Here is a 23,781-nt window from a genome sequence, read left to right as displayed (position 1 = left end):
TTAATAACTTTTTGCATCAAAATTTGCTTTATTGATCGCAATATCTATTTCATCAGAGTTAATGATATTGAAACCATTTTCATCTGCTTGAAGTGTAGGAGTGCCATTTTCATTAATTACAACCTCATCACTTTCTTTCTGAACCTTGAAGATTGGAGTTTCAATGATATCAACAATAATGGCAGCTAGTGAGTAACCGTTTTCTATATCTGTAATAATGCATTCATCATTGAGCTTATCACTTATGTCTTCACCTGACTTCTGTGCTTTTTTAATCATTCGGCTCACGATTTTAAGTGAATCAAAATACTCTTCAAATTGAATGTAAATGGAGTCAATAGCTGCTTTTATTTTTGTTACATATGTCTGAATTTCTAAGTGCTGATTAGATAGAGCTTCTAGCTTTTCTATGGCATCGTTTACTTCACGTCTTACCTTTCTAGCATTATCTAGAGACTCTTCACCATGTTTATTGTAAGCCCATCCTGCAATCGCTAAAATTGGAGCAGCAACTGCACCACCTAAAATTGCAGTGCCTCCAGCCATTCCTAAGCCACCAGTTGCAAGTGAACCGCCACCAATTGCTGCGAGGGTAGCATTAGTTGCTGCTACTCCAGATAATGATGCAATAGCAGTACCAGTAGATGCTGCACCTAATGTCATAACACCGCCATAAACAGCAAACCCCGCAGCAACACCACCAATACCTGCGCCTGCGGCCGTACCTAGTATACCCACAGCAGTGTAACTGTAGTTTTCAATTTTTTGTAACTTATGAGCAGGAATATTTACTGATAAGCGTTTATCACTAGCATTATTAAGTTTATCCAAAAGCTCAGTAGCTAGTTCGTTAAACTCATTAAATTGTTTGCCTACTTCAAGCTCTTGAGTACCTAATTCAGTAAATGCTTTTGTTGTCTCTGCTTCATGCGCCTCAAACACTTCCTTATGTTCTTTATATTTCTGTTCAGCATTTTTAACGATCTCATCTGCTTCAGAGTGCTTTTGATACCCGTCATACCCTTTTTTTGCTCCAAAAGCAGCTGCGCCAAGTGCTGCTGCACCTATAATAAACGGTAATGGCATATAGTTTTCCTTCACTTAGGTTAAGTATCTCACTCCAAGAGTGCTCTGATGACCTTGTTATGTTTTCGATACGTAATGGTTGTTTTGATATCTTGCAGATTTCGATACGAGTGTAAACTATAAAGATCTAAAATTGAATTGTAATATTAAAATATTCATATACTTAAGACCTTTCTTATTCTATGCCAAAGGAGTAAGAAAGGGCCTACTAAATCAGCATCTACTTCGACATTTGTTGTCGTCTTGTAGTGGCATAGTGAATTTGGCCATCTAGTAAGAAGTGTCTGGCTTTAATCTTAGCAATTTGGATTCTACAAACTTAAAGATGTTAAGTGATACTTTTTCTGAGTTCAGCTTTAGTCATACTAAAGCGCATTCTCATCTTATTTTTCGACTGAGCGTCTAAGATTGATTGATATGTGACTATTTATGCATGTTGTCCTGCATAAACTGAGTTTTGCACGAGTTAGTCACGATAATGAGCAAAACATATCGTTTAAGCGCTAAAACACTCGAAAAATGCACTTTAATCATAATTAAAGTGCAGTTTCCTTGCGGATTTTGTAGAGTTTGCAGTTACTATCATTACAAATGAACAACTTAGCGTGTTCTTGTTATTTTTGATATAACTCAACTGCTCAATCTGTGAGCTCCTAGAGGGATGATGACTAGTTTTAAAGCTATTTCAGAACAGATGCGTAAGCTTGGAGCTTCACGGATATTTTTTAAATCGCTAGCTAACAATGATAACACCAAACAACAGATCTACTTGGGTTCGGAATTTGATGTGATTCGCTCGATTCCTTCTGGTGAGATTTATGCGGATGGCATCAGTAAAAAAGGCCCTATTTTTAAGGCACCATTAGATTTCTACTGGATGGACGAAGATGGGAATACTGATCGAGCGCCAAATAGCCAAATCATCTTATACCCAAAATATCCTGAAATTCGTATGTCGGGCTTTTTAGCTGGAACTAACCGAAAGTTAGACATAACACCTCGCCATTTGATGCAACCTCCAACACTAGAAGAACGAGCCGAAAGGATGGGGATGCATCGCTATCTAGTATTGGGTGTAAATAAAACAACCATTTGGGCATATTGCACATCATGGGAAGATGAACTTGCACTGGAATTAAAACAGCTAGTCGTCGATAGCAAAGCAAAACTAGTGGCTTCTGTTTTTTATGAATCGGTAGCTGTTGGAAAAACTAGCGAAGAGAAACTGCTAGACAAATTGCGAGCCATCTATGAAGGCGGTCCAATTGAATCATGTCGATTACAAGCTGACGGTACGAAAATCCCTTACAAAGCTCAGAACGGCGGAGGTTATACACTAGAAGCACAGTTTAATATCACCCCTAACGGATGCGCTGATCCTGATTTTATGGATTGGGAGCTAAAGTCGCATTCTGGTTCAGTGGTTACATTAATGACACCAGAACCCAATACCGGTATTTATATTGAACATGGTTTAAAAACGTTTCTAGATTGCTATGCCACTAGAAAGCAAGAAGAGCGCTTAGACTTTGCGAGCCGTCACGATGTAAACAAAGAAAACAGCAAAACTAACCTAACCATGAAAATGGAAGGATACGATTCCAAGTCCGGAAAAATAACAGACCCTGATGGCGGCTTAATGCTGAGAGATAAAGATGGAAAATTAGCGGCAGGCTGGAGCTTCGATAAAGTCATTGATCACTGGAAGAGAAAGCACTCAAACACGTGCTACGTAACTTATACAGCAAATAAGGATAATGAGCTTCCACACTATTCGTATGGTCCCCAAGTGACATTGGGACAGGGCACATCTTTAGAACATTTTCTAAAATCGCTTTATAACTGTGCTATCTATTATGACCCGGGCATCAACATGAAGTTAGAGAGTGGTAAATGGAAACCGAAGAAACGAAGCCAGTTTAGGGTGAAGTGGAAAGATATTAATCAGTTGTATCGTTCGCTACGAGAACTCGATTTAAGAGAAGCTTAGTACTGGATATCCATACAATATAAAATTACTCTCTGGGAATTTTGTGTGATATTATTCACTCATAGCTCCCAGAAGATAGCATTATGTTGTATAACGAAATACTTATAGGTGATCAGTCTGACAAACTGAGAATTGAAACTAATAGAAAAGAAAGCGAGAAGCTACTTAATCTACTTATCGAGATTTATGATCAGAAAAATCTCGCTATTCGATTTCAGTCGCTTGGCGGCGATTTCACATCTGTGACGAGAGAGAAGCTTAATAAGTGGAAAGCTTCAGCTGAAGACCATCCAATCACTTTCCATGAAAGAGCGATTGCGCATCTTAGAGAAAACTTACTGCCTCGTAAACCAGCACACTGGGATAATCCTGATTTCACATTTATCGACTTATTCGCAGGTATTGGCGGAATAAGAAAAGGCTTTGAAGCAGCCGGTGGTAAGTGCGTGTTTACAAGTGAATACGATGCAAATGCTCGCAGAACGTACCTTGCAAACCACTTTGTTGATGATAACGAATTGCCTTACTTTCTAAACAGTGAGGAAGACGACCCGCATAGAAACAAATCATTTATGGATATCACAAAGGTAACAAGGAGTGGTGATGACAAAGCAACTGGAGACGAAAGAAAGCAAAGCATTCTGTCGCACATTCCAGAGCATGATGTATTGCTTGCAGGCTTTCCTTGTCAACCGTTTTCTCTGGCTGGAGTTTCTAAGAAAAACTCACTGGGTCGCGCCCACGGTTTTGATTGTGATACTCAAGGAACACTATTTTTTGATGTTGAACAGATACTTATAGCAAGACAGCCAAAATACTTCGTACTTGAGAACGTAAAAAACCTTAAAAGCCACGACAAAGGAAATACATTCGCAACGATCATTAGAGCCTTAGATAAAGCAGGCTACTGGATTGCTGATATCAGCAATCAGCATAAAGATATTGAAGAAGCCATTAAAATTGTACGTATGCGTAAGCCTGAGCCGACAATCATTGATGGCGCAATATTTACGCCACAACACCGCGAACGTATCGTTTTAGTCGGTGTGAGAAAAGATGTGTTAGCAGCTAAACCTGAATTATCCAGATTAACTTTAAAAGACATCCCTAAGCCAGAGCGTCGCTATTCATTAGCTGACATTCTGCTTCCACTCAACAAAGCCGAGCAAGATAAATACACGCTTACGCCAAACTTATGGAACTACCTATACCACTATGCTCTCAAGCATCAGAGCAAAGGTAATGGTTTCGGTTTTGGATTAGTTGACCCTAAAAATGAACAAGCAGTAACTCGCACTTTATCTGCTCGCTATTACAAAGACGGTTCAGAAATTCTGATAAACCAAAATGGCTTAACGGATGAGTATCTTGAGCGTAGAAAAGAGTTCGCTATTCGCAAAAATCAAGATAGAGAACAGTTTGCTTTAGCGTTTGCGAATGAATGGAAGAAAGTTCACCCATCTTCGACTGAAGATGCTTTTAATGAACAGATTAAAAAAGGCGAGACTATGTATGATGAAAAGCACGGTCGTTATGCAGAGGAATTTGACTCCCAGTACCGCACTCCCCGCCGTTTAACTCCTCGTGAATGTGCGCGTTTAATGGGCTTTGAAAAGCCAGAAAAAGACAGAAGCGAAGCAGATACTAACTTCAGAATTGTGTGTGCCGACACCGCAGCGTATAAGCAATTTGGTAACTCTGTAGTTGTACCAGTATTTAGTGGTGTGGCTGATTTGCTGAAAAGATGTTTGTAGGGTGATGAAATAAAAAACGTCATCTTAGAGTTGCCGTTTCTGAAGCCTGTAACTTATTCATTGAACAAGTAAAAAAGTTGGTATGTGACTCATAGTCGGTTGCGGCTTCGCTATTGATTTGGGATTATCTTTCTCTTTAACTCTGCGAAGGGCTGGCTATGAGTATTAAACAGGCAACAGCGTTAACTTTAAGGCAATTGCGCAACGAGCTTGGACTAAGCCAAGAACAATTGGCAAGGAAGTCTGGCATTGATCGTACTTACATTTCAGGAGTTGAGCGCTCAGTTCGCAACATTACCCTTGATTCGCTCGAAGGGCTAATTGATGCGCTGGGTGTGAGTTCTGAAGAGTTTATTAATAGGTTACATATTGAGCTGATTAGACAGAAATCGTTGGATTCGGCCTCATAAGTATCAGCTGATTTATTTACCCCGTGTAGATTGCTGAACCAGTCTTTGTTCTCACCTACATAGGTCGTCATCATACGATAATGTTTCACAATAGGCGTGGTATCAAAACCCTCATCGAGTACTAAAAGTGGTGTTATCCCAACTCGTTAACTAACGCAATCATTGAGTTATCATACTTCTTATTTCCTTGAATAACTCTATTTGCTTCAGTCTCCGCAGCGTACCAAGCCTGACCTAGCTCAGAATCCGGAGCTTGCTTGTAGGCCGCATAACATTCTTCGGGGTCTAAATCGTGTTCCTCAAAGTAAAGAACAGCTAATTCCAGTCCCTCTTGCGCTAGATAGTCAGGAACATCACCAACTCCTTCAGCGCCTAATTCAAATTTATCCATCATTGTTTTTCCTATGTTTTCTTTCGATTGAGCCGCTTACAATAGCCTTCGCTAAATCGGTCAGGATTGTGGTCCCATGATTAATGGGCTGAGGCTAATTGCCTTAGATATGCCGTTAATTCAGAGGGGCTTTCAGTCGCCAATACCACTTCGCTATCTTCACCTGTGTAGATTTCTGGATCGCTCTCTGTGCCTTCATTGATCGCCGTCACTACAAGATAGCGTTCTTGCCCAAGTTCGCGGCTTTCAGGCTCTTCATAGTCAACCCAAAGGACAAGGTACTGAGAACCTACTTTAAAGGTAAAGCTAGGACTAACGTCATTGTGCCAGCTTTTATCCATCAACCAAGGGAAGTCGGCGAGGTTAAAGCCTAAATTAAAGTCTTCACCAAACTCGCGTTTATAGTTTGCCATTTTAAGCTCCTGAGTTTTATGTCGGTATCCTATCATTTGAAACCATCCAATGGCGAGGGTATGACAGAGCAATGGAGTTTGGCTAAAGTAATCCGTCTTTAAATTATCTAAAGATTTACCAAGTACTAGCTCTGTTTCGGCGTACCGTTTCTATTTCTTGCCTAAATTCCTCAACGTCTAATCGGGGCTTGATGATTTCACGTGCTGGTTGTGCCACAGATACATCATTTCTGATACTTTGGAAAAACCATCGGTGGTCTTGGTAAGCTTCGTTGTTGTATGTTTTATTAGGGTAAATTTTTTCAGCCCCTGTATAGAGCACTTTAGGGTAAATTATTTCAACCCCTGTATAGAGCACTTTGGATACGCCATCGACGATTGAAAATTGCGCAATCACATTGTACTGCTTGGGGGAGATAGGCCATTGGATAATGTCCCATTTACGTTGTTTTTCAATATAATCTTTCAAAGTGTTTGGTTGTTTTAGTTCGTTATCGTAGAAGTCATTAAGCATTTTTATTTCGGCTACATAGTTGCTTTCAGCACTAGGCCTGTAAATGTTGCATGTATATTGGACAAATTTAAGCCCTCTATTATTTTCAATTTCTTCCCATTGTATGTTGTCACAGGCTGAATATGAATCTAAGGCCTCTCCTATCTCGTACTCATTAAAGAAAGGTAATGGCGAGTTTTTAACCCGACTTATATCTGAGCTAATCCCTATTAGTAATAACGCGCCAATCCCAAGTATTAACACTGCCACGGCCATGCTGATCCCCTTCGTACTGCCCATCCATTTCGGCATCCAAGGCCATATTGTTTCACCGAGCTTGTAATAGCGGTAGTAGTCATAATGAGCAATAGATGCACATATGACCGAATTAATGATGCCCGTTAAAGGAGTTAAATCTTTATCAGTGATAAAGGAAAATATGCCTAGGAAAACAATATTAAATATGCTCAGAAATACCGTAAGGTAGATCCCTTTCTTCCACATGCCCTTTACCATGTAGTACAAGGGGCCAAAGAAAAATGCGAGCATGTTGAAACCAACAAGATAGTTACCTTTGAATTGCTCCATTTTAGGTCTTGAGGTATGTGCAGGACTTTTTGCAGAAGCAAAATAGCCCAACTTGTCAGCTTGTCTAAGGTCAAATTCAGCAAACACCTTTTGCCAGCCTTTACTTAAATCATCATAGGACTTCACTGTAGGCTTGGTGGCCGTAGACGGCTTAGTCTCAATCGATGGCTTCGCTACTTGTTGTGGTGTAACTGGGGCGGTGGCTACAGGGACTGCCGTTGCGGCTTGAGTTGTCACGGGCTTGATGTAGGTAATGATACCCACAGCGTTCAGCTTGGCTTTTAGTGCGTTAGCCTCACTTTCGCTCAAGGCTTTCTTAATGCATATCGGATTACCCGAGAACAGTAGGTGCGCTTTTTCTTCGGGTATTTTTAGAAATTTTGCCAATGCCAGACTCAGCTTGTGGCGGTCTTTTCCTTCTGCTATCTCACCTTTAAAAATGACGTTGTAGGAGTTCATTACCTTTCCTTGTGATACGTGTAGAGCAATCGGCTTTGCTAGAACATGCAGAACTCATTTTTGCTCAAGGGCTTAGATGAGGATTATACGTGTTAAATGCGGATTATAATCCGTGGTTAGTTGGTAAGCAAATTCCCATAGTGATCGCCTTGTGACGAAGGAGACACTATGAAAACATTAGCGACTGAATTTGGTCATGCGATGCGTAAAATGAGAAAGCACAAAGGCTTATCTCAAGATGAATTGGCGTTACGTGCAGAGATTGACCGCTGTTATATCGGCCGAATAGAACGAGCTGAGGCGAACATCACGCTCGATATGTTGTACAAGATTGCAGAGGTGCTCGACTGTGAGCCACATGAGTTGCTGCCGAGTCGAACATCACTAAAAGGTTAGGCATTGTCTAAGGCTTAAATACAGCCTCGCTGTTTGTAGCTGGCTTGCCACTCTTTAAACAGCTCAGTCAATCTCGCTTCATTTTGCTTAACGCCAAACGTTCTTTTGGTTTTTACTTTGGACTTGGCTTTGCCTAGGTCTACACCCGACAGTTCTTTACTGTACATTTTCGGCGTCACGTGGCTGTAGTGCTGTTCAATCATGGCAATGCTAGTGCCACATTGTTTAGCCAACACTTCCATGCTGACGTTGCCTGACATCAGTTGCCACGTAATGTAGGTATGGCGTAATGAGTAAAGTGTTCTAACGCCATGGGGGGATGACTTTAAACCTGCTTCGGATATGGCTTTTTCAAAGGCTTTACCGAGTTCGTTGGTGATTGAACCATCTGCCAAGCGAAACAGTTTGTCTGAGGGCTTTCTGTTTGGGAAGCGCTCTCGTAACTCTTGAACGCTGGAGAAGATTTCATCTCGGCAAACCACTTCTCGGGTGCCAGTGTGCTTGACTGTTTTCCCCTTGGTCACAGTGATATAGAAGATAATATTGTGCTCATTGGTATCGATGTGGATGTCACCCCATGTCAGGCTTTCCATTTCCGTTCCTGGTCGAATACCTGTATTCACCGCAAACTCGATATAGTCCATCAGTAACTCACGAATTTGGCGGGTTTTCTCCTTACGGCTGTTTTGCTTAAGCTGGTATACGGTATCGAATGCTTTGTTGTATTCCTCGGGTGAAAAATGTGCTCGACGCTGTGACTCTGCCCCTTTGGTCGATAAAGAGGGCACTTGAGCCGCTAACATCCATTTATGGTCAACCGCTTCTTTAAACACTAGTTGCATAGCGGCATTGTGGTTTAACAGTGTCGATTTGGCTGGGACTCTATCAAATTGTTCAATACGCCATTTATCAAATTCACGCAGCTTCTCACTATCAATCGAGGTAATGTAAGTGCGGTCGAAAAAGGGGATATGGTACTTACGTAATACCTGAATATAGGTCTTGTAGTTAAGTGGGGCCGTCTCGTTATCGAGCGCTTCTTCCATAGCGCTAATGGCTTTTTCAGCCACATCACGAAAGCGTTTGGAGCTCACCAGCAGATTACGGTCTGCCATGAACTGGAATTCCATTTGAAGCCGATAGGCCATGCCAATGGCTTTCTCTTTTTCTTTCTGCTTGGTGGCTCTGGCGTGCCACTTACCCGCGACTTTAATGCGAGCATACCAACGTTCGCTATTGTCTTGCAGGTAGATGTATAATTCGTCGGAAATATCGTGTCGTTCGACCTGTTTGCTCATAGTCTGCGTCTGATGTGGGTTTGCAAAGAATTTGCAAAGTCTGTACTTTATATCGTAACTATATGAAAAATAATAGTGATATTACAAGCGTTCTATTCAAAATCCCCCGCCCTTAAAAGCGTGCCAGTTCGAGTCTGGCCACTGGTACCAAATCCTTCAGATGAAGGAACTAAAACCGACCTAGAGTCGGTTTTTTTGTGCCTGAAATTTGGTTTTCGCTCGGTGCTCTAGGTTGAGCTAGTGGGATTCGGCGATATCCATTTGTGTCATAGTCACACCTTTGATTTGCGCATAAATCGCTTTGCCATGAGTGAGTTGCAGTTCGTCGCAGGCCCAAGGGGTGATGTTGGCCCAAAGTTCATCGCGGCCTAGGGCGATTTTTAATTGGATTTGCTCGCCGTTATCGCTGGGGTATAACTCTTTAATTTCTCCTTTTAGCAGGTTACGGATACTTGAGCCTTTGGGGAGCTCAGTGCAAACCGAGACATGATTTGCCTGAATACGCACTTTGAGTTTCTTTGCCGTTTCAGCCAAATAGCCACTTACCCATAAATAGTTTCCATCATCCATCACGAGTCGCGTCATGGGGTAGTCGGGATGTCTGTCGGCGACCTTTGCACTGAGGAGTGAGCTGAGTTCCTGCAATGGCACCCAAGGCCGCATTTGCTCGCTATTCCACACTTCACTTAAGGCGCCTTGAGCAATCAATTTTCCCTGATGCAGCACTAGCATATAATCCGCCAGTTGTAAGATCTCATCTAGGCTGTGGCTCACATACACTATCGGCAGTTTTAGTTCCTGCGATAAGGTTTGCAAGTAGGGCAGTAACTCGCGTTTACGGGGTAAATCGAGTGATGCCAGCGGCTCATCCATTAGCAGCATGTCAGGTGATGTCAGCAGGGCACGGCCAATTGCAACCCGTTGTTTTTCACCGCCCGATAGCGTGCTGGGATAACGACTGAGGAGTTTTTCAATCCCTAGTAGTTGCACAATTCTATCGAATAACACTGGGTTAGCTTTACGCATACCATAGTTGAGATTGCCCTTCACGCTATAGTGCGGGAACAGTCGTGCTTCTTGAAATACATAGCCAATTTGGCGCTTCTCTGGGGGAAGGTTCACTTTGCCTTGTTGATAAAGCAGTTTGTCACCGAGGCGGATTTCACCGCTATCTGGGGTCGAAAGCCCGCCGAGCAGGTTAACTAGCGAGGTTTTACCCGCACCCGAGCGGCCAAAAACGGCTGTCACGCCTTGCAATGGCAATTGGGTATCGACTTTCAGTTGCAGTTGTCCGAGCCGTTTTTCAATATTGATCCTTAACATACGCTTGCTGTCCTCTGCAGGGCTTTTTTACTCAGCCATTGGGAGGCGAGTAAAGATGCTAGTGCGATCACTATTGAGATAATGCACAGACGCATGGCCTGATATTCTGCCCCTGGGGTTTCAATAAAAGAGTACATGGCGAGCGGAATTGTACGAGTTTCACCGGGAATATTAGAAACGAAGGTAATGGTCGAGCCAAATTCCCCTAGGCTGCGGGCAAAGGCGATAATCATCCCCGACACTATCCCTTGTGAGGTGAGCGGCAGTGTGATGGTGAGAAATACCCGCCATCGACTGCTACCTAAAGTGCGTGCGGCTTGTTCGAGTCGAATATCAACGGTTTCAAAGGATTGGCGTATGGCTCTGACCATCAGCGGGAATGACACTATCGCCGCCGCGAGGGCCGCACCGCGCCAACTAAAGCTAAAACTGATGCCAAACCAATTAAATAACCACTGGCCGATAAAACCTTGGCGGCCCATGCTGATCAGCAAGAGGTAACCCACTACCACGGGCGGTAACACCAGTGGTAGATGGAGCACACTGTCAAATATAGCCTTGCCAGGAAACTCGACCCTTGCCAGCAACCAAGCGCACAAAATACCCAAGGGTAAACTGGCGATAACGGCAACGGATGATACCTTTAAGCTGAGCAGCAGTGCGGCAATTTCATAGTCGCTCAAAAGAGAGCCACTTAGCAGAGAGCCGCTTAACAAAGAACCACTCAGCACCCTAATTCACTCCAAAGCCATATTTCTCAAACACATCTTTTGCGCTTGGGCCCTGCAGATACTCATTGAACGCTTTGGCGCTTGCGGTCGATTCTTGTTTGACTAAGGCGACAGGGTATTCAATTGGGCTGTAACTCGTTTCTGGAAAGGTGCCAACGATTTTGATCTTTTGGGCGACTTTCGCATCAGTTGAATACACTATGCCAAGCGGTGCTTCACCTTGTTCAACCAACGCGAGGGCGGCACGGACATTGTTAGCACGGGCGAGTAAGGGCTCAGCAGCTTGCCACAGCTTGAGGTTTTCGAGGGCTTGCTTGGCATATTGTCCAGCGGGTACATGATCTGGGTCGCCAACGGCCATACGACTGCCTTTTAATGCGGCTTTAATATCCCAATCGACATTGAGCACGACTTCTGTGATGGGACTATTTTTCTCGGCAATCAAGACTAAGGTATTTTTTAACAAGATTTTTCGGCTGCTAACATCGACCGCTTTAGCATCGACCAGATAATCCATCCACTTTTGATTCGCCGAGACAAACAGATCGGCGGGCGCACCATTGGCCACTTGTTTTGCCAGTGTTGAGGAAGAGGCGAAGGAGAATATCACCTTAGTATTGTGTTCTTTTTCATATTGCTGGCCGATTTCGTTAAGTGCATTGGTGAGCGATGCCGCTGCAAAAACAGTCACTTGCTCATTGTCTGCCGCAAAAATAGGGCTAGATGTCAGTACCATTGTGAATAATGAAGCCGTGGTAAAACGCAGTAATTGCTTAAGGTAAATGGATTTCATTGTGTTCCTCCGTGATAAAAAGAGATCGTTATATACCAATCTATACATCGATCATTCAAGCCTTAAGCAATCAATTAGTGATCTGTGTGCGGTTTCTTGCGGATTAATGGCATTCATCCGCTGAAATATCTCGGCAATCTTATTGGTATCCTCAAGACGATGAAGGACAATAGGACTCAAGTCAGACTTGGGTGCTAGATAGACGATGGATTTACACGCATTACTTACGCTTTCCCTCGGGGATAAGCCCTTCGCCAATCCTAGGCGGATAAGCCTGCTTGAGCAGGTTGCCAACACTGGCTCGATCAGCCAGGGCGCCAAGCTTGCGGGGATCAGTTATAAAGCGGCGTGGGACGCGATCAATGAGATGAACACCGCCATGCCCGAACCCGTAGTGTGTAGCGAAAAGGGCGGCAAAGGCGGTGGCGGCGCTAAACTCACCGAATTTGGCGAACGGTTGCTTAAGGTGTATTCCATCACCTCTCAAGTACAAGAAATGGCCTTGGCCGCCTTGCTCGATGAGTCCGTCGATATGCACAGTTTATTGGATGTGATGGCGCATTTCTCTCTCAACACCAGCGCCCGCAATCAGTTAACGGGGCGTATCAATAGCATTGATTCATTTGGATTAAATGACAAAATCAGCGTGACCTTAGCGGGCGGACAACAGATTCAGATTTCAGTGACCCATTCGAGCCGCGAACGCTTGCAGTTAGCCCTGGATAAATCTGTGTTGTTACTGTTTAAAGCCCCCGCTGTACTGGCGACGACTCATGCCTGTGAAGTGGATGGGCAAAATTGCCTAAGCGGTCGTTTGCTGAGCGTGACTGAACTTGGCGATAAGGCCGAATTAGCCATAGATATTGATGGCAAAGATGTTATCTATTCAGTGATGCCACTCACCCAAATGCAGAGTTTGGCTGTCGGCGAATCATGTTTCGCCTGTTTTGATGCCACGCAGGTGATCCTCGCCAGCATGAATTAGTCGAATTGAGTGATTAATTGGGTTAATCATTGGGTTATTCACTGGGGATGGCCAGTAACTTGGCGTTATTGTTTTCGCAATGGGTTGGTGGGGAATCTAATGGTTTCTTTTATTTACGAACTTGATTTGTATTTTTCATTCTTTTAGAGAAGATCAACGTCGTGGGGCTTCACCTTACGACGTTGATTTTTCTTGAAAAAGAATCAAATGAAGTCTGTATCTAGATTCGTTTGAATGGCTGAACTACCACAAGTGGCACAGTCATAGAATGTAGACACCAACAATTTACCACCTAACGATTTGGTATCGTACTAAATCGGCATGGCAGTCTAAGCACCACTCAATCGTGCTTTCCTTGTCAATTTCTACACAGATATTTGCAAATCTTTACCTGTTAACGACACTTCCTTCGTCTACTGTCTTTGGCTAACTCTATATACTGTTGGAACAATTTCAGTTCCTTAGCAAGATGAATGCTTGCTGTCTTTAGCATTGATGGACACGACAATACCGATGAAAAAATCCTCAAAGCGTAAATTGCTGCTCGCGTTAAGCGGCTTAATACTCCTGAGTGGCGGTGCTTATTTTATGTGGCATAAGCCTGAAATGGCACCTACCTATGTAACTGAAGCGGTGCGCCGTGGCGATATCGAAAACTCAGTACTTGCCAATGGCATGTTGCAGGCATCCAAACTGGTGAGTGTAGGTGCGCAGGTATCGGGGCAAATCTTAAGTTTGCCGCTTGCACTGGGTGATGAAGTAAAGAAAGGCGATTTGATTGCTCAGATTGATAGCCTAGCGCAGCAGAATAATTTGAAGGATGCCCTCGCATCACTCAAGAGTATCAATGCTCAGTTCCGTGCTAAACAGGCGCAGATCCGCCAAGCCAAGTTGGAATTTAGCCGCCAGCAGCAAATGCTTGCCGATAAGGCCAGTTCCCGCGCCGATTATGAAGTGGCCGATGCTAATCTAACGGTTTATCAAGCCGAGCTTGAGCAATTAGAAGCGCAAAAACAACAGGCTGAGATTAACGTCGACAGTGCCAGAATCGATTTAGGTTATACCAAAATTACCGCGCCGATGGATGGCACTGTGGTGTATTCCGCGGTGGAAGTGGGGCAAACCGTTAACGCCAATCAAACGACACCGACCATAGTTGAAATGGCGCAGCTGGATACCATGACAGTTAAAGCGCAGATTTCTGAAGCGGATGTTGTCAATGTCCATCCGGGTCAAGCCGTGTATTTCACGGTTCTTGGAAAACCGAATCATCCCTACCGTGGCGTTTTGAGGGCGATTGAGCCTGGGCCGATTTCGATGGATGGCGACGATAGCAATATGAGCTCTAGCGACTCAGACGCCATTTATTACCATGGTCTGTTTGATGTAGAAAACCCTGACCGCACCTTGCGTATCGGCATGACGGCGCAGGTGTCTATAGTGTTAGCTAAGGCCGATGATGCGCTATTAGTGCCTGCGCAGATATTGCGTATAAAGCCGAGGGAGAAATCCGCGGTGCCAGAGGCTAAGTCTGTCGAGCGTAAAGCCCGCAGCGGCCCGCAATATCAAGTGCCTGTGTTAGTTGATAACCAAGTGCAATATGTGGATGTCACTGTGGGGATTAACAACAAAATCAATGCTGAAATCACCGCGGGTTTGAAGGAAGGCGATCAGGTTGTGCTTGGCATGCCGTCTTCCGATGATGGCAGCAGTAAATTACGTCGCCCACCTAGCGTGAGGTTTTAACAGTGACAACGGCATTACTTGAAATTTCAGGTTGTTATCGCACTTTTCAGGCGGGTGAGCAGCAACTCACTGTGCTGAAAGATGTGAACTTGTCGATTGGCCGTGGCGAGATGGTGGCGATAGTAGGTGCTTCTGGCTCGGGTAAATCGACCCTAATGAACATTCTTGGTTGTTTAGATAAGCCGTCAAAGGGCGCGTATTTTATTAACGGCCAAGATACCTCGACTATGGACGTTGATGAGTTAGCGCAACTGCGCCGCGAGCACTTTGGTTTTATCTTTCAGCGTTATCATTTACTGGGTGATTTGACCGCTATAGGCAACGTCGAAGTACCTGCTGTGTATGCGGGTAAAGAACGCACGGTTCGTAAAGACAGGGCCGAGCATTTGTTAACGCGTTTAGGCCTTGGCGACAGGCTTGACCATAAACCCAATCAGCTCAGTGGCGGACAACAGCAGCGGGTCAGTGTGGCACGCGCTTTGATGAATGGCGGCGATGTGATCCTTGCCGATGAGCCGACGGGTGCGCTGGATAGTCACAGCGGCGAAGAAATGATGCAGTTGTTGCAGGAGCTGCACAGCGATGGTCATACCATCATTATCGTGACCCACGATATGCACGTGGCCCAATATGCCGACCGCATTATCGAAATCAAAGACGGCGTGATCATCAGCGATGAGCGCAGTCAGGATAAACAAACGGCTAAGCCACAAAGCTCGACGTCACAAACTTCGACGTCGCAAAGCTCAACGTTACAAAATATGGCGTCACAAAAGCCGAGCGGTGCAGTGGCAGCAAAAGACAGCTCGCGTGCGCGGGTGGCTTCGTGGGACAGATATGTCGAAGCGCTTAAAATGGCGCTGGTGGCGATGTCGACCCACAGGTTACGTACCTTCTTGACTATGCTCGGGATTATTATCGGTATCGCCTCAGTGGTTTCTGTGGTGGCCTTAGGTGAAGGCTCGCAGCAGGCCATTCTCAAAAGTATCAGTTCGATGGGAACCAACACGATTGATATTCGCCCCGGTTCAGGTTTTGGCGATCGACGCTCGGCGCGGGTGCGCACCTTAACCGCAACGGACGCCAATGCCCTTAAAAATCTGCCCTATGTTGATAGCGTGACGCCAAGCATTGGCTCTACTGCAACGGTTCGTTTTGGTAATAAAGCGGTATCGGCATCGGTGAATGGTGTGGGACCTGAGTTTTTCCGTGTAAGAGGGTACGAGTTAGCGCAGGGCCAATTTTGGGATGATGCCAGTGTCGCATCGCTCGCCCAAGATGCGGTGATTGATGACAACACCCGTAAGGAGCTTTTCCCTAACAGCGCTGCCGACAATAACTCGGCGATAGGGCAAGTGATTTTCCTTGGAGATTTACCCGTACGTATCATAGGTGTGACTCAACCCAAAGAAAGTGCTTTTGGTAACAGCGATGCGCTTAATGTATGGGTGCCTTACACCACAGTTTCTGGCCGTATGGTGGGTAAAAATTATTTGGATGGTATTACAGTTCGACTCGATGAAACTGTGCCGAGTAACGCGGCGGAGCAGGGCATTATCGCGCTGCTTAAAATGCGCCACGGTACGCAAGATTTCTTCACCATTAATACCGATACCATTAGGCAGAACATTGAAAAAACCACGGCAACCATGACCTTACTGATCTCGGCTATCGCAGTGATTTCCCTTGTCGTTGGCGGAATTGGGGTGATGAATATTATGTTAGTGTCTGTGACTGAGCGAACCCGTGAGATCGGTGTGCGTATGGCAGTGGGCGCGCGCCAGAGTGATATTTTACGCCAGTTCCTTATCGAAGCCATTTTAGTGTGTTTGTGCGGTGGCACCTTAGGCATAGCCTTGTCCTACTTAATTGGCGTGGTGTTTGCTCAAACGGGGGGCAGTTTCCAAATGATTTATTCCACCACCTCCATCGTTGCCGCCTTTGCCTGTTCGACCTTAATTGGTGTGCTATTTGGTTTCTTACCCGCCCGCAATGCGGCGCAGTTAGATCCCGTTGACGCATTAGCCAGAGAGTAATAACACCATGAATACAAAAATATTTAATCGACACTTTTCGCCTCGTAGCTGCGCGATTGCTGTGGGCATGGCTTTGGGAATCGCTTTGCTGAGTGGCTGTGGCAGTTTCATGCGTTCAGACTTTGAACCGCCCGCATTGGCGATTCCTGAACAGTGGCAAAACACCACAGTGAACGAGCAAGTAAAGGTCGATCCTTGGTGGCAGCAGTTTCATCAGCCTGAGCTTGATAAGCTGGTTAGCCAAGTGTTGAGCACCAACAATGACTTAACGCTGGCGACCTTAACGCTGCGTAAAGCGCGCTTGCAGGCAGGGCTAACGCGGGACGATCTGTATCCGCAATTATCGGCCAATCTTGGTGCTTCCCGTAATCAGCCACTTGAGGGCGGCGATGCGACTAAGAGCTATCAAGCCAACTTGTCCGTGAGTTATGAGGTGGATTTGTGGGGCAAAGTGTCGGCTAATATCGATCAAGCCCAATGGGCTGCGCTGGCGAGTGCCGAAGATAGAGAAAGTACCACCCAAAGCCTAGTGGCGACCACTGCATCCTTGTATTGGCAGATAGGTTATTTAAATCAACGGATTGATTTAAGCCAAAAGAGTATCGAGTACAGTCAACAAACGCTGGCATTAACCCAAAGGCAGTATGATTCTGGCGCCGTGACGCAAGTGAATGTGCTCGAAGCGCAGCGCAGTATGGCGGGACAAGAGGCTGCGCATAGCCAGCTTATTCAACAATTAACTGTGGCTAAAAATGCCCTCGCGATATTACTCAATCAGGCGCCAGCTGCTGATCCGGCGCAGAGTTTAGCCTCAGGGGAGACTTGGGTTGAGATTAAGCAACTCCCCGACGTAGCAGTGCCGGACGTTAGCGTGGGTGTACCCGCAGATTTATTAGTGAGACGCCCAGATGTGAAGGCCTCCTTGTATCAACTGCGCTCCGCCTTGGCGAGTAAAGATGCGACCTATGCGAGTTATTTTCCAAGCCTGAGTTTAACCGGCGGTGTTGGGGAGTCGACCTCTGAGTTAAAAGAGTTGTTACGTAATCCCGTTGGCAGTTTAGGCGCAGGGCTAGTCTTGCCCTTTTTGCAGTGGAATCAAATGCAAATCAATAATGACATTGCCGATATCGATTATCAAACTGCAGTGGTGAATTATCGCAAGACGCTTTATTCCGCCTTTGAAGATGTCGATAACGCGATTTCGGCTAAGCAGCAATATCGTTATCAAGGGGAGAAGTTGGCACAGCAATTCAGTGCAGCGGCAGCCGTTGAAGCCATTTATGAGAGCCAGTACCGCAATGGCGCTATCGGTATTCAGAATTGGATTGATGCCCAAGAGAATCGTCGCAGCGCCGAGGCGGCTTTACTCGAGAATCGCTATAACCAACTCACCGCCCAAGCGACGCTTTATCAAGCCCTTGGCGGCAGCGATATCGCTCCGCCTTTGGCAAAGGAATAGCGCATTTTTGTAAAAGCATCACAGCGCGACAGAAAAATAAAAAACCGCTATTAATAGCGGTTTTTTGTTGGGCAAATGCAAGTGTAAGCACTCGCACTAGTGCCTTTGCGCTGCGTTTAGCCGTTAAGCAGAATTAGCTGCGTAATATTTGCAGCGGCAGACTGAGCATATCATCGCCGGTTCCGGCTAAGTGCCAGATGATGCCGACTAAGGCGCCAACCGTGAGCAAGTACCAAATAACCGAGAAGATTTGCCCGTATCTGTCTAACGGCAGCAGGTGGCTTTGATGGCGAGTGCGCCATTCGAAAATGATTTCTAAGCTGCCGATCAACAGTAAGAAGCCCAATAGCGCTAAGCCTAAGGTGTAGCTGATATACACTCCGAAAGCGGCACCGGCGGCGCAGGCGACCAGCCCCATGATGCTGTTCATCGAAAAACTAATGCTCTTTAAAATATGGCCGCCATCGAGTGGCAAAATAGGCAATAAATTAAATAGGTTAAGCAGCGCATTAAAGGCGGCAAGGCCAGCAAAAAACACATTGCCCGTTGCGTGGTAAGCAATCAAGGAAGCGATGGACATCAAGAGCCCAAAGGTCGGTCCCATGATAGAAATCACCACATCTTGCCAACGTGTATTAATTTTCTCATCGGAGAGCGCGAGTCCGCCCATAAAGGGAATAAGGTAAATCCCTTTGGTCTTCATCCCAAAATATTTCATTGCGCGAATATGGCCATATTCGTGAAATACCAAACAGGCGATAAGTGCGAGGGCGAATTGGAAGGAGAATAGCCAAGAGTAAGCGGCAACACTGGCGCCCGCTAACACTACCTTTATGACTTTAGCGCTTTTTAACAGCTTAAAGCCGAGGGAGGCGAGTCCTATCATGCTGATTTTTTGCTGCTTAACGATGGGCGTTTCTGGTGTTTGGCGTTCGATATCTTTCTCTGTCCGTCGCCCTTGGTCGATAATCTTGTCATCCATCAGCAAGCAGTAATCGAGGCGGAAAGGCTGCCAAACGAGATCGGTTTCGAGGCGAACTTGGATTTTAGCTTCTGTCATGGCGATGGCTTGCTCACCACTTTCTGTCACCAATGGGCTGCTGTGGTGGGTGAGCTCAAAGACATGGACTTTGAGGCCGCCATTATCGACGGAAGCTTCTTTTTGTGAGACTAAGGTGTTGTCCCAGTAGAGTTGTTGCCAGCCCGCGAGCGAGCCTTCTAAGCGCAGTTGTTTGCCTAAGCAGTCAATCTTAAGTAGTTCCAATTTCGGTTCCATCTATTTGTATATTTAGTGCCAACTTAAACGTCATCCCTTGAGTCGACGCAGAAAACGGTTATTTTGGAGTGCATCTTAAGCGCTATACTGTCTGGCTTAGCGCTGTTGCACCGCGGCAAATTATGCCTGTGAATTGATTATGAGGATATTAGCTTTTAAGGTCATATTGTTTTTTATTGATTAACTGAGTCATTGATAGCCATTTATTATGGCTTATCATGTGTTTGCTGTTTATTCATCGAGGGTACGAACAATTTCGATTCCTTGGGTAATTGTCGTGAAAGCCAGTTTAGCAACACAACATTGTCCTAGTGCTTGGGCATGATTTTGAACCCATTTGATAAATTCATTGAGTGGCAAATCCTGTTTTTGGCGCAGTAATCGAGGTAATTCGCCAACAGGATCTTCATGGATTTTTTGTGGACAGGCACTGATAAGGTATCGCTGCCCTTTGGAGTCTAATAATTGATCGGTTTCGATGAAGTGATGCTGATAGAGACAGGCCAGTTCGAGCCAATCTCTTTGATGTTCTAGGTAAAGTAATTCGTCATTTTGAGTCAGTTTTACAATCGCTGGCCATTCAATACTCGACATCTTAACGCTAGTCATTTCAGATCCTTAGGAAGTTTAAAATGGGCTCTGAGGTATTCTCTGAGATCAATCGGCGGCAGTAAACAAGGATTAGGATTTAGCAAGAAGGTGACTTGGCATACTGCTGCGTGCGTTTATCTGTGAGCAGTATGCCACGCTTGGAGAAGATAGATAGAGGCCAGAACGAGTTCAGAGGTTTGGCTACCGAGCGAAAGCCGCCTCAGCACTGGCTGAGCGGGCAATAAGTTAAGAACCCTAGTGAACCTTATGTGCTCGGTACAGCTTTTGCCTTGGCGTTATAGTCAAAGTTAATCTCTTGATTAACATTGGCAATACAACAAGTGCCGTGTTCACGTGCCGTACGGTGATTTGCTGGACCTATATGCAGCTCAACGTTAAGGAATACGTGTTTAAGCACTTCGATGCGGTATTTTTCGTAGTAGCCTTCGACTTCTTGTTTAAAGGTATCGAATTCAAGCTCTTCACGGGTACGTTCGTCCATGATGCGATTCTTCTCATCAAGCATCATCTTGATTTGCTCAATCATAACCGCGTCAGCTTGCCATTCTGACTTGGGGGGCAGTTTATTGAGGCGAGCCTCGATATCTAAACTGGCGACGACCATAGCTTTAACGCTCTCATCGAGTAGCTTGAGATCTTGCTTGAGTTCAGCCTGTCCCATTGCGCAGTAAACGTCAGTTTTAGTCCCTGCCGTTGCACCTATGACAACCGCCGTGATGCCTTTTTCAGCGTGTGCGACTCCGCCAACCAGATCACCACGACGACCACTAGGATCGCTGACCGTTAAACTGCCGGCGGTTTTGGTATTACTGTGCAGCAACTGTTTAGTGACTAAGATATTTCCTTTGGCAACTAATTGAGAATATTGCACAAATTGGGCGCTGATCTGCCCTTGAGAATAGATATTGGTAGAGTATTCATTGGCTTTAATCTGGCGGCCAATGATGCCTTTACTCACAGTGACATCGCCTTCCGCTTCAAGGGTGGCGGAGTCTACAAACCCCATCACGGTAATATCGCCTGAGCTTTTAACTATCATGCCCTCGTGGACATCACCTGTGATTAAAATACTGCCCTTGAAGGTAACATGGCCTGTGCTGATGTCGACGTCTTTAAGTTGCAGTACATCATCGACATTCATACCTGTACGGGTTTCGACGGGTTGCCCCGGCACTGTGGCGATCAGCTTATTGGGATCTTTGGGATGAAAAGCTGTGCCTGTACCCGCTTGAAGCACTGCATCCTTCCCTGGTTTTTGTTTAAGGACTTCGCCCTTGATGTTGTAGCCCGGAGTGCCTTCGGTGGCTAAATGTTTAACCATCAAGAGATCATTGGCTTTAACAACGATCATTGCGCCTAAATTACGCATATCGACACTGCCATCTTCGCGCTCTTGTGGCTGAAGCAAGCGCTCCCGCGCAAGGAATACTTTGCGTTCTAATACCGCATTGAGTCCATTAACAGGGGCTTTGCCTTGGGCTATTTCACTTTGGCAGACTTCCCCAGGCTTGAGTGTACTGAGTTGTTTTAGTAGAGCTTGAATTTTGAGTTTACTTAGCCCCATGCAGACGTTGTTTTTTTTGAGATGAGTGAGGATCTCTGGCAAATCTATCTGTTTACCACCCCATGCTGCGGTAAGTTTAAGACTGGCTTGCATTTTATCGGGACTAATCTCGATAGCTATGCTGCCATCTCGACGTTCGGCCAAAGTAGTATAGAGCTCAAATTTTCCATCGTCTTGATTACAAAGAGAGTTGATTTTAGCGACGGTTTTAGTAATGGCTGGCTCTAGCGGAAACAGGGCGGCGAATTCAGGTAAAGACAACAGGCGCATTATGTCTTCATGGGTGACTGGACCATGGACATTAGGGATCAGGCGCAATTCAGCTTTTGTCTTATCGCTGTTTAGCTCTATGAGTTCAGGGTCCAGCATAGGGGCATTCCTAGTAATTGCGTTTTATTCTTGTTAAGAAGCTGTTTTGAGTATAACAGTAGAAACTTAGGGTAAAGAAGCCTTTTTGGCTGCAAAATCAGCAAATGTTGTCATTTTGTTGTTAATGGTCTATGAGTGAATTTTAAAATAGTTTTTTATAAAAAATTGAGTCTTATAATCAGTGTTATCTCTGGTTTTATAACAAAAATTACTGAATAAACCACAACTTATATTGATTTTAGGTTTAACCATTATTTTGATGTTTTAAATCGAATCCCTATGTTAGGAACGGCTGTTGAGTGACTATAAGTGAGAGATTGTCAGAATCGCTGGCATGCGGCAGATCACAATATTGAATTTTGTAACACGATGAAAGTGAGGTTTTATCTGAAAACAAACAGGGATTGGGATAAGAGTGAGTGGCTGGGTTGCCAATAACGCGCTTCAGCGAAAGCATCTGCGCGTTATTAATCAAACATCTATTTGTGCTGGAAGTAATACAACTTGTACTTGTTGTTATCGGCAACCACTTTCAATTGGCCAAATTCGGCGGCGATAATATCGGAATAGGGCAGGTGGCGATTGGCGACTATTTGCCAAATACCATTATGTTGTAATTGCTTAGCACTATCGGTGACAAAGTTCTGCGCTATGCTGGTGGTGCTGGCGAGGCCATCATGAAACGGCGGATTAGAGATAATGCCGTTAAATTTTCCTGTGGTTTGCGCGAGCCCATCGGATGGATACACTTTTGCTGTCATGCCATTGGCCGCCAGGGTGAGTTCACAAGAAGCTAACGCCATGGCATTAATATCAACACATTCTAGGGATAGACTCGGTTGTGCTTTTAGTAGAGCGGCGGTGATCACGCCTGCGCCGCAACCAAAATCGAGCACTCTGCCCGAGAGTGTTGGTAGGTGTGATAATAATAATTCAGTGCCGAGATCTAACCGTTTTTCGCTAAATACCCCGACTAAATTACAGATACTGATCTCGCCTTGCGGCGTTGTGAGTTGATACTGACTGACCCAGTCGCTAAGTTTCATTGCCGGGGCGCTGCCCTCTAAATGGCTACCAAACAGCAGGCAGTGGCGGGCGTTATCGAGCTTCATTCCCGTCGCAAAATACTCAGGCAAGAGTTTAACTAAAGACTTAATCCCGCCTTTGTTTTCCCCAACGACTAATAGCTGGCCGTTAGGCACAAGATGGCTGGCGGCGAGGTTAAACAGATAGGGTGCGAGGGGTTTAGCTTTGGGGAAATAAACGATAACCGTATCGTACTTTTCTGGTTTAATTGGGTCTTGATGTGGCAGTTCGTGGCCGAAGTAGCAACGCAGTTTTGAATTCGCGTGCGGCGCTAAGTGTAAATAATGGTGATAATCCAAGGCGAGGGCATCGACCGAGGCCGCGACATCGAGCAGGGCTTTTGGCAGTAGATCGGCTTCATGATTGAGCACTAACACCTTATGTTGGCTTAGGCTGTCTTGATTACGAATAATGACTTGCGATGGATTAGTTAACACAGTTACAGGCACCTATAAACTTAAGTGTGGGCATTATACCCGTTATTCACGCCCGAGCCAGTTTGCATCGAATCACTGCGCTAAGA

At 45.2% G+C, this 23,781-nt stretch carries 20 protein-coding genes; 8 read left to right on the top strand and 12 right to left on the bottom strand.

What is annotated here, in order from left to right:
- On the bottom strand, positions 1–1,086 hold the full coding sequence (locus tag L5M18_RS13675; protein ID WP_263197346.1) for a hypothetical protein: 1,086 nt from the start codon (positions 1,084–1,086) through the stop codon (positions 1–3).
- Positions 1,087–1,747: 661 nt separating this feature from the next.
- Here L5M18_RS13675 and L5M18_RS13670 point away from each other — a divergent pair.
- The 3 genes from L5M18_RS13670 to L5M18_RS13660 all read left to right on the top strand — a co-directional run bounded on the left by L5M18_RS13670 (position 1,748) and on the right by L5M18_RS13660 (position 5,240).
- Positions 1,748–3,076, top strand: coding sequence for an MvaI/BcnI family restriction endonuclease (locus L5M18_RS13670; protein ID WP_263197344.1), 1,329 nt, complete (start codon positions 1,748–1,750; stop codon positions 3,074–3,076).
- A gap of 83 nt (positions 3,077–3,159) precedes the next feature.
- Positions 3,160–4,830 (top strand): DNA (cytosine-5-)-methyltransferase, encoded by a 1,671-nt coding sequence (gene dcm, locus L5M18_RS13665; protein ID WP_212601434.1) that lies wholly within the window; start codon positions 3,160–3,162, stop codon positions 4,828–4,830.
- 158 nt (positions 4,831–4,988) lie between these two features.
- Entirely contained in the window at positions 4,989–5,240 is a 252-nt protein-coding gene (locus L5M18_RS13660) for a helix-turn-helix domain-containing protein (protein ID WP_131525888.1), read from the top strand.
- A gap of 133 nt (positions 5,241–5,373) precedes the next feature.
- Here L5M18_RS13660 and L5M18_RS13655 read toward each other — a convergent pair whose 3' ends face one another.
- The 3 genes from L5M18_RS13655 to L5M18_RS13645 all read right to left on the bottom strand — a co-directional run bounded on the left by L5M18_RS13655 (position 5,374) and on the right by L5M18_RS13645 (position 7,584).
- Complete coding sequence (locus L5M18_RS13655; protein WP_263197341.1) at positions 5,374–5,634, bottom strand: hypothetical protein; 261 nt, start codon at positions 5,632–5,634, stop codon at positions 5,374–5,376.
- A gap of 77 nt (positions 5,635–5,711) precedes the next feature.
- The gene (locus tag L5M18_RS13650) at positions 5,712–6,044 is read right to left on the bottom strand and encodes a hypothetical protein (RefSeq protein WP_263197338.1); all 333 of its coding nucleotides are present in this window, start codon (positions 6,042–6,044) and stop codon (positions 5,712–5,714) included.
- Between the two features lie 115 nt (positions 6,045–6,159).
- A complete protein-coding gene (locus L5M18_RS13645; RefSeq protein WP_263197336.1) occupies positions 6,160–7,584 on the bottom strand; it encodes a DUF2628 domain-containing protein in 1,425 nt (474 codons plus the stop codon).
- A 168-nt stretch (positions 7,585–7,752) separates the two neighbouring features.
- On the opposite strand from L5M18_RS13645, the gene L5M18_RS13640 reads away from it, so the two are divergent.
- Positions 7,753–7,980: a helix-turn-helix domain-containing protein gene (locus L5M18_RS13640; protein ID WP_263197333.1), complete on the top strand. Its 228-nt coding sequence runs from the start codon at positions 7,753–7,755 to the stop codon at positions 7,978–7,980.
- 14 nt (positions 7,981–7,994) lie between these two features.
- On the opposite strand, the gene L5M18_RS13635 is transcribed toward L5M18_RS13640, so the two are convergent.
- The 4 genes from L5M18_RS13635 to modA all read right to left on the bottom strand — a co-directional run bounded on the left by L5M18_RS13635 (position 7,995) and on the right by modA (position 12,125).
- Positions 7,995–9,278 (bottom strand): tyrosine-type recombinase/integrase, encoded by a 1,284-nt coding sequence (locus L5M18_RS13635; RefSeq protein WP_263197332.1) that lies wholly within the window; start codon positions 9,276–9,278, stop codon positions 7,995–7,997.
- Between the two features lie 237 nt (positions 9,279–9,515).
- Positions 9,516–10,601, bottom strand: a complete 1,086-nt coding sequence (gene modC, locus L5M18_RS13630) for a molybdenum ABC transporter ATP-binding protein ModC (protein WP_113941538.1) — start codon at positions 10,599–10,601, stop codon at positions 9,516–9,518.
- The gene (gene modB / locus L5M18_RS13625) at positions 10,595–11,332 is read right to left on the bottom strand and encodes a molybdate ABC transporter permease subunit (protein ID WP_263197329.1); all 738 of its coding nucleotides are present in this window, start codon (positions 11,330–11,332) and stop codon (positions 10,595–10,597) included. The genes modC and modB overlap by 7 nt, the downstream gene beginning before the upstream one ends.
- 1 nt (position 11,333) lies before the next feature.
- Entirely contained in the window at positions 11,334–12,125 is a 792-nt protein-coding gene (modA, locus tag L5M18_RS13620; RefSeq protein ID WP_263197328.1) for a molybdate ABC transporter substrate-binding protein, read from the bottom strand.
- Between the two features lie 205 nt (positions 12,126–12,330).
- Between modA and L5M18_RS13615 the strand changes: the two genes are divergently transcribed.
- From L5M18_RS13615 to L5M18_RS13600, 4 genes are all read left to right on the top strand, one after another.
- Complete coding sequence (locus tag L5M18_RS13615; protein WP_263197327.1) at positions 12,331–13,110, top strand: TOBE domain-containing protein; 780 nt, start codon at positions 12,331–12,333, stop codon at positions 13,108–13,110.
- A gap of 513 nt (positions 13,111–13,623) precedes the next feature.
- Positions 13,624–14,856: an efflux RND transporter periplasmic adaptor subunit gene (locus L5M18_RS13610; protein ID WP_212601354.1), complete on the top strand. Its 1,233-nt coding sequence runs from the start codon at positions 13,624–13,626 to the stop codon at positions 14,854–14,856.
- A gap of 2 nt (positions 14,857–14,858) precedes the next feature.
- Positions 14,859–16,892 carry a MacB family efflux pump subunit gene (locus tag L5M18_RS13605; RefSeq protein WP_263197325.1) on the top strand — a complete coding sequence of 678 codons (2,034 nt, stop codon included), beginning with the start codon at positions 14,859–14,861 and terminating at the stop codon, positions 16,890–16,892.
- A gap of 7 nt (positions 16,893–16,899) precedes the next feature.
- Positions 16,900–18,351: an efflux transporter outer membrane subunit gene (locus tag L5M18_RS13600; RefSeq protein ID WP_263197323.1), complete on the top strand. Its 1,452-nt coding sequence runs from the start codon at positions 16,900–16,902 to the stop codon at positions 18,349–18,351.
- Between the two features lie 133 nt (positions 18,352–18,484).
- On the opposite strand, the gene L5M18_RS13595 is transcribed toward L5M18_RS13600, so the two are convergent.
- The 4 genes from L5M18_RS13595 to L5M18_RS13580 form a co-directional block, all read right to left on the bottom strand.
- The gene (locus L5M18_RS13595; RefSeq protein ID WP_173913176.1) at positions 18,485–19,627 is read right to left on the bottom strand and encodes a site-2 protease family protein; all 1,143 of its coding nucleotides are present in this window, start codon (positions 19,625–19,627) and stop codon (positions 18,485–18,487) included.
- 231 nt (positions 19,628–19,858) lie between these two features.
- Entirely contained in the window at positions 19,859–20,236 is a 378-nt protein-coding gene (locus L5M18_RS13590) for a DUF4144 domain-containing protein (protein ID WP_263197322.1), read from the bottom strand.
- A 247-nt stretch (positions 20,237–20,483) separates the two neighbouring features.
- Positions 20,484–22,172 carry a DUF342 domain-containing protein gene (locus L5M18_RS13585; protein ID WP_263197320.1) on the bottom strand — a complete coding sequence of 563 codons (1,689 nt, stop codon included), beginning with the start codon at positions 22,170–22,172 and terminating at the stop codon, positions 20,484–20,486.
- Between the two features lie 479 nt (positions 22,173–22,651).
- Positions 22,652–23,695: a methyltransferase gene (locus tag L5M18_RS13580; RefSeq protein WP_263197317.1), complete on the bottom strand. Its 1,044-nt coding sequence runs from the start codon at positions 23,693–23,695 to the stop codon at positions 22,652–22,654.
- Between the last annotated feature and the right edge of the window lie 86 nt (positions 23,696–23,781).

Source organism: Shewanella sp. SM20 (assembly GCF_025654545.1).
Lineage (GTDB): Bacteria > Pseudomonadota > Gammaproteobacteria > Enterobacterales > Shewanellaceae > Shewanella > Shewanella oncorhynchi.
Note: the sequence above shows the minus strand (reverse complement) of the source record. Positions and strands in the feature narration are given on the sequence as shown.

Bases quoted from the DNA above. Each gene is read 5' to 3' on its own strand.
- L5M18_RS13675 (WP_263197346.1), bottom strand. From the start codon at position 1,086: ATGCCATTACCGTTTATTATAGGTGCAGCAGCACTTGGCGCAGCTGCT.
- L5M18_RS13670 (WP_263197344.1), top strand. From the start codon at position 1,748: ATGATGACTAGTTTTAAAGCTATTTCAGAACAGATGCGTAAGCTTGGA.
- dcm (WP_212601434.1), top strand. From the start codon at position 3,160: ATGTTGTATAACGAAATACTTATAGGTGATCAGTCTGACAAACTGAGA.
- L5M18_RS13660 (WP_131525888.1), top strand. From the start codon at position 4,989: ATGAGTATTAAACAGGCAACAGCGTTAACTTTAAGGCAATTGCGCAAC.
- L5M18_RS13655 (WP_263197341.1), bottom strand. From the start codon at position 5,634: ATGATGGATAAATTTGAATTAGGCGCTGAAGGAGTTGGTGATGTTCCT.
- L5M18_RS13650 (WP_263197338.1), bottom strand. From the start codon at position 6,044: ATGGCAAACTATAAACGCGAGTTTGGTGAAGACTTTAATTTAGGCTTT.
- L5M18_RS13645 (WP_263197336.1), bottom strand. From the start codon at position 7,584: ATGAACTCCTACAACGTCATTTTTAAAGGTGAGATAGCAGAAGGAAAA.
- L5M18_RS13640 (WP_263197333.1), top strand. From the start codon at position 7,753: ATGAAAACATTAGCGACTGAATTTGGTCATGCGATGCGTAAAATGAGA.
- L5M18_RS13635 (WP_263197332.1), bottom strand. From the start codon at position 9,278: ATGAGCAAACAGGTCGAACGACACGATATTTCCGACGAATTATACATC.
- modC (WP_113941538.1), bottom strand. From the start codon at position 10,601: ATGTTAAGGATCAATATTGAAAAACGGCTCGGACAACTGCAACTGAAA.
- modA (WP_263197328.1), bottom strand. From the start codon at position 12,125: ATGAAATCCATTTACCTTAAGCAATTACTGCGTTTTACCACGGCTTCA.
- L5M18_RS13615 (WP_263197327.1), top strand. From the start codon at position 12,331: ATGGATTTACACGCATTACTTACGCTTTCCCTCGGGGATAAGCCCTTC.
- L5M18_RS13610 (WP_212601354.1), top strand. From the start codon at position 13,624: ATGAAAAAATCCTCAAAGCGTAAATTGCTGCTCGCGTTAAGCGGCTTA.
- L5M18_RS13600 (WP_263197323.1), top strand. From the start codon at position 16,900: ATGAATACAAAAATATTTAATCGACACTTTTCGCCTCGTAGCTGCGCG.
- L5M18_RS13595 (WP_173913176.1), bottom strand. From the start codon at position 19,627: ATGGAACCGAAATTGGAACTACTTAAGATTGACTGCTTAGGCAAACAA.
- L5M18_RS13590 (WP_263197322.1), bottom strand. From the start codon at position 20,236: ATGACTAGCGTTAAGATGTCGAGTATTGAATGGCCAGCGATTGTAAAA.
- L5M18_RS13585 (WP_263197320.1), bottom strand. From the start codon at position 22,172: ATGCTGGACCCTGAACTCATAGAGCTAAACAGCGATAAGACAAAAGCT.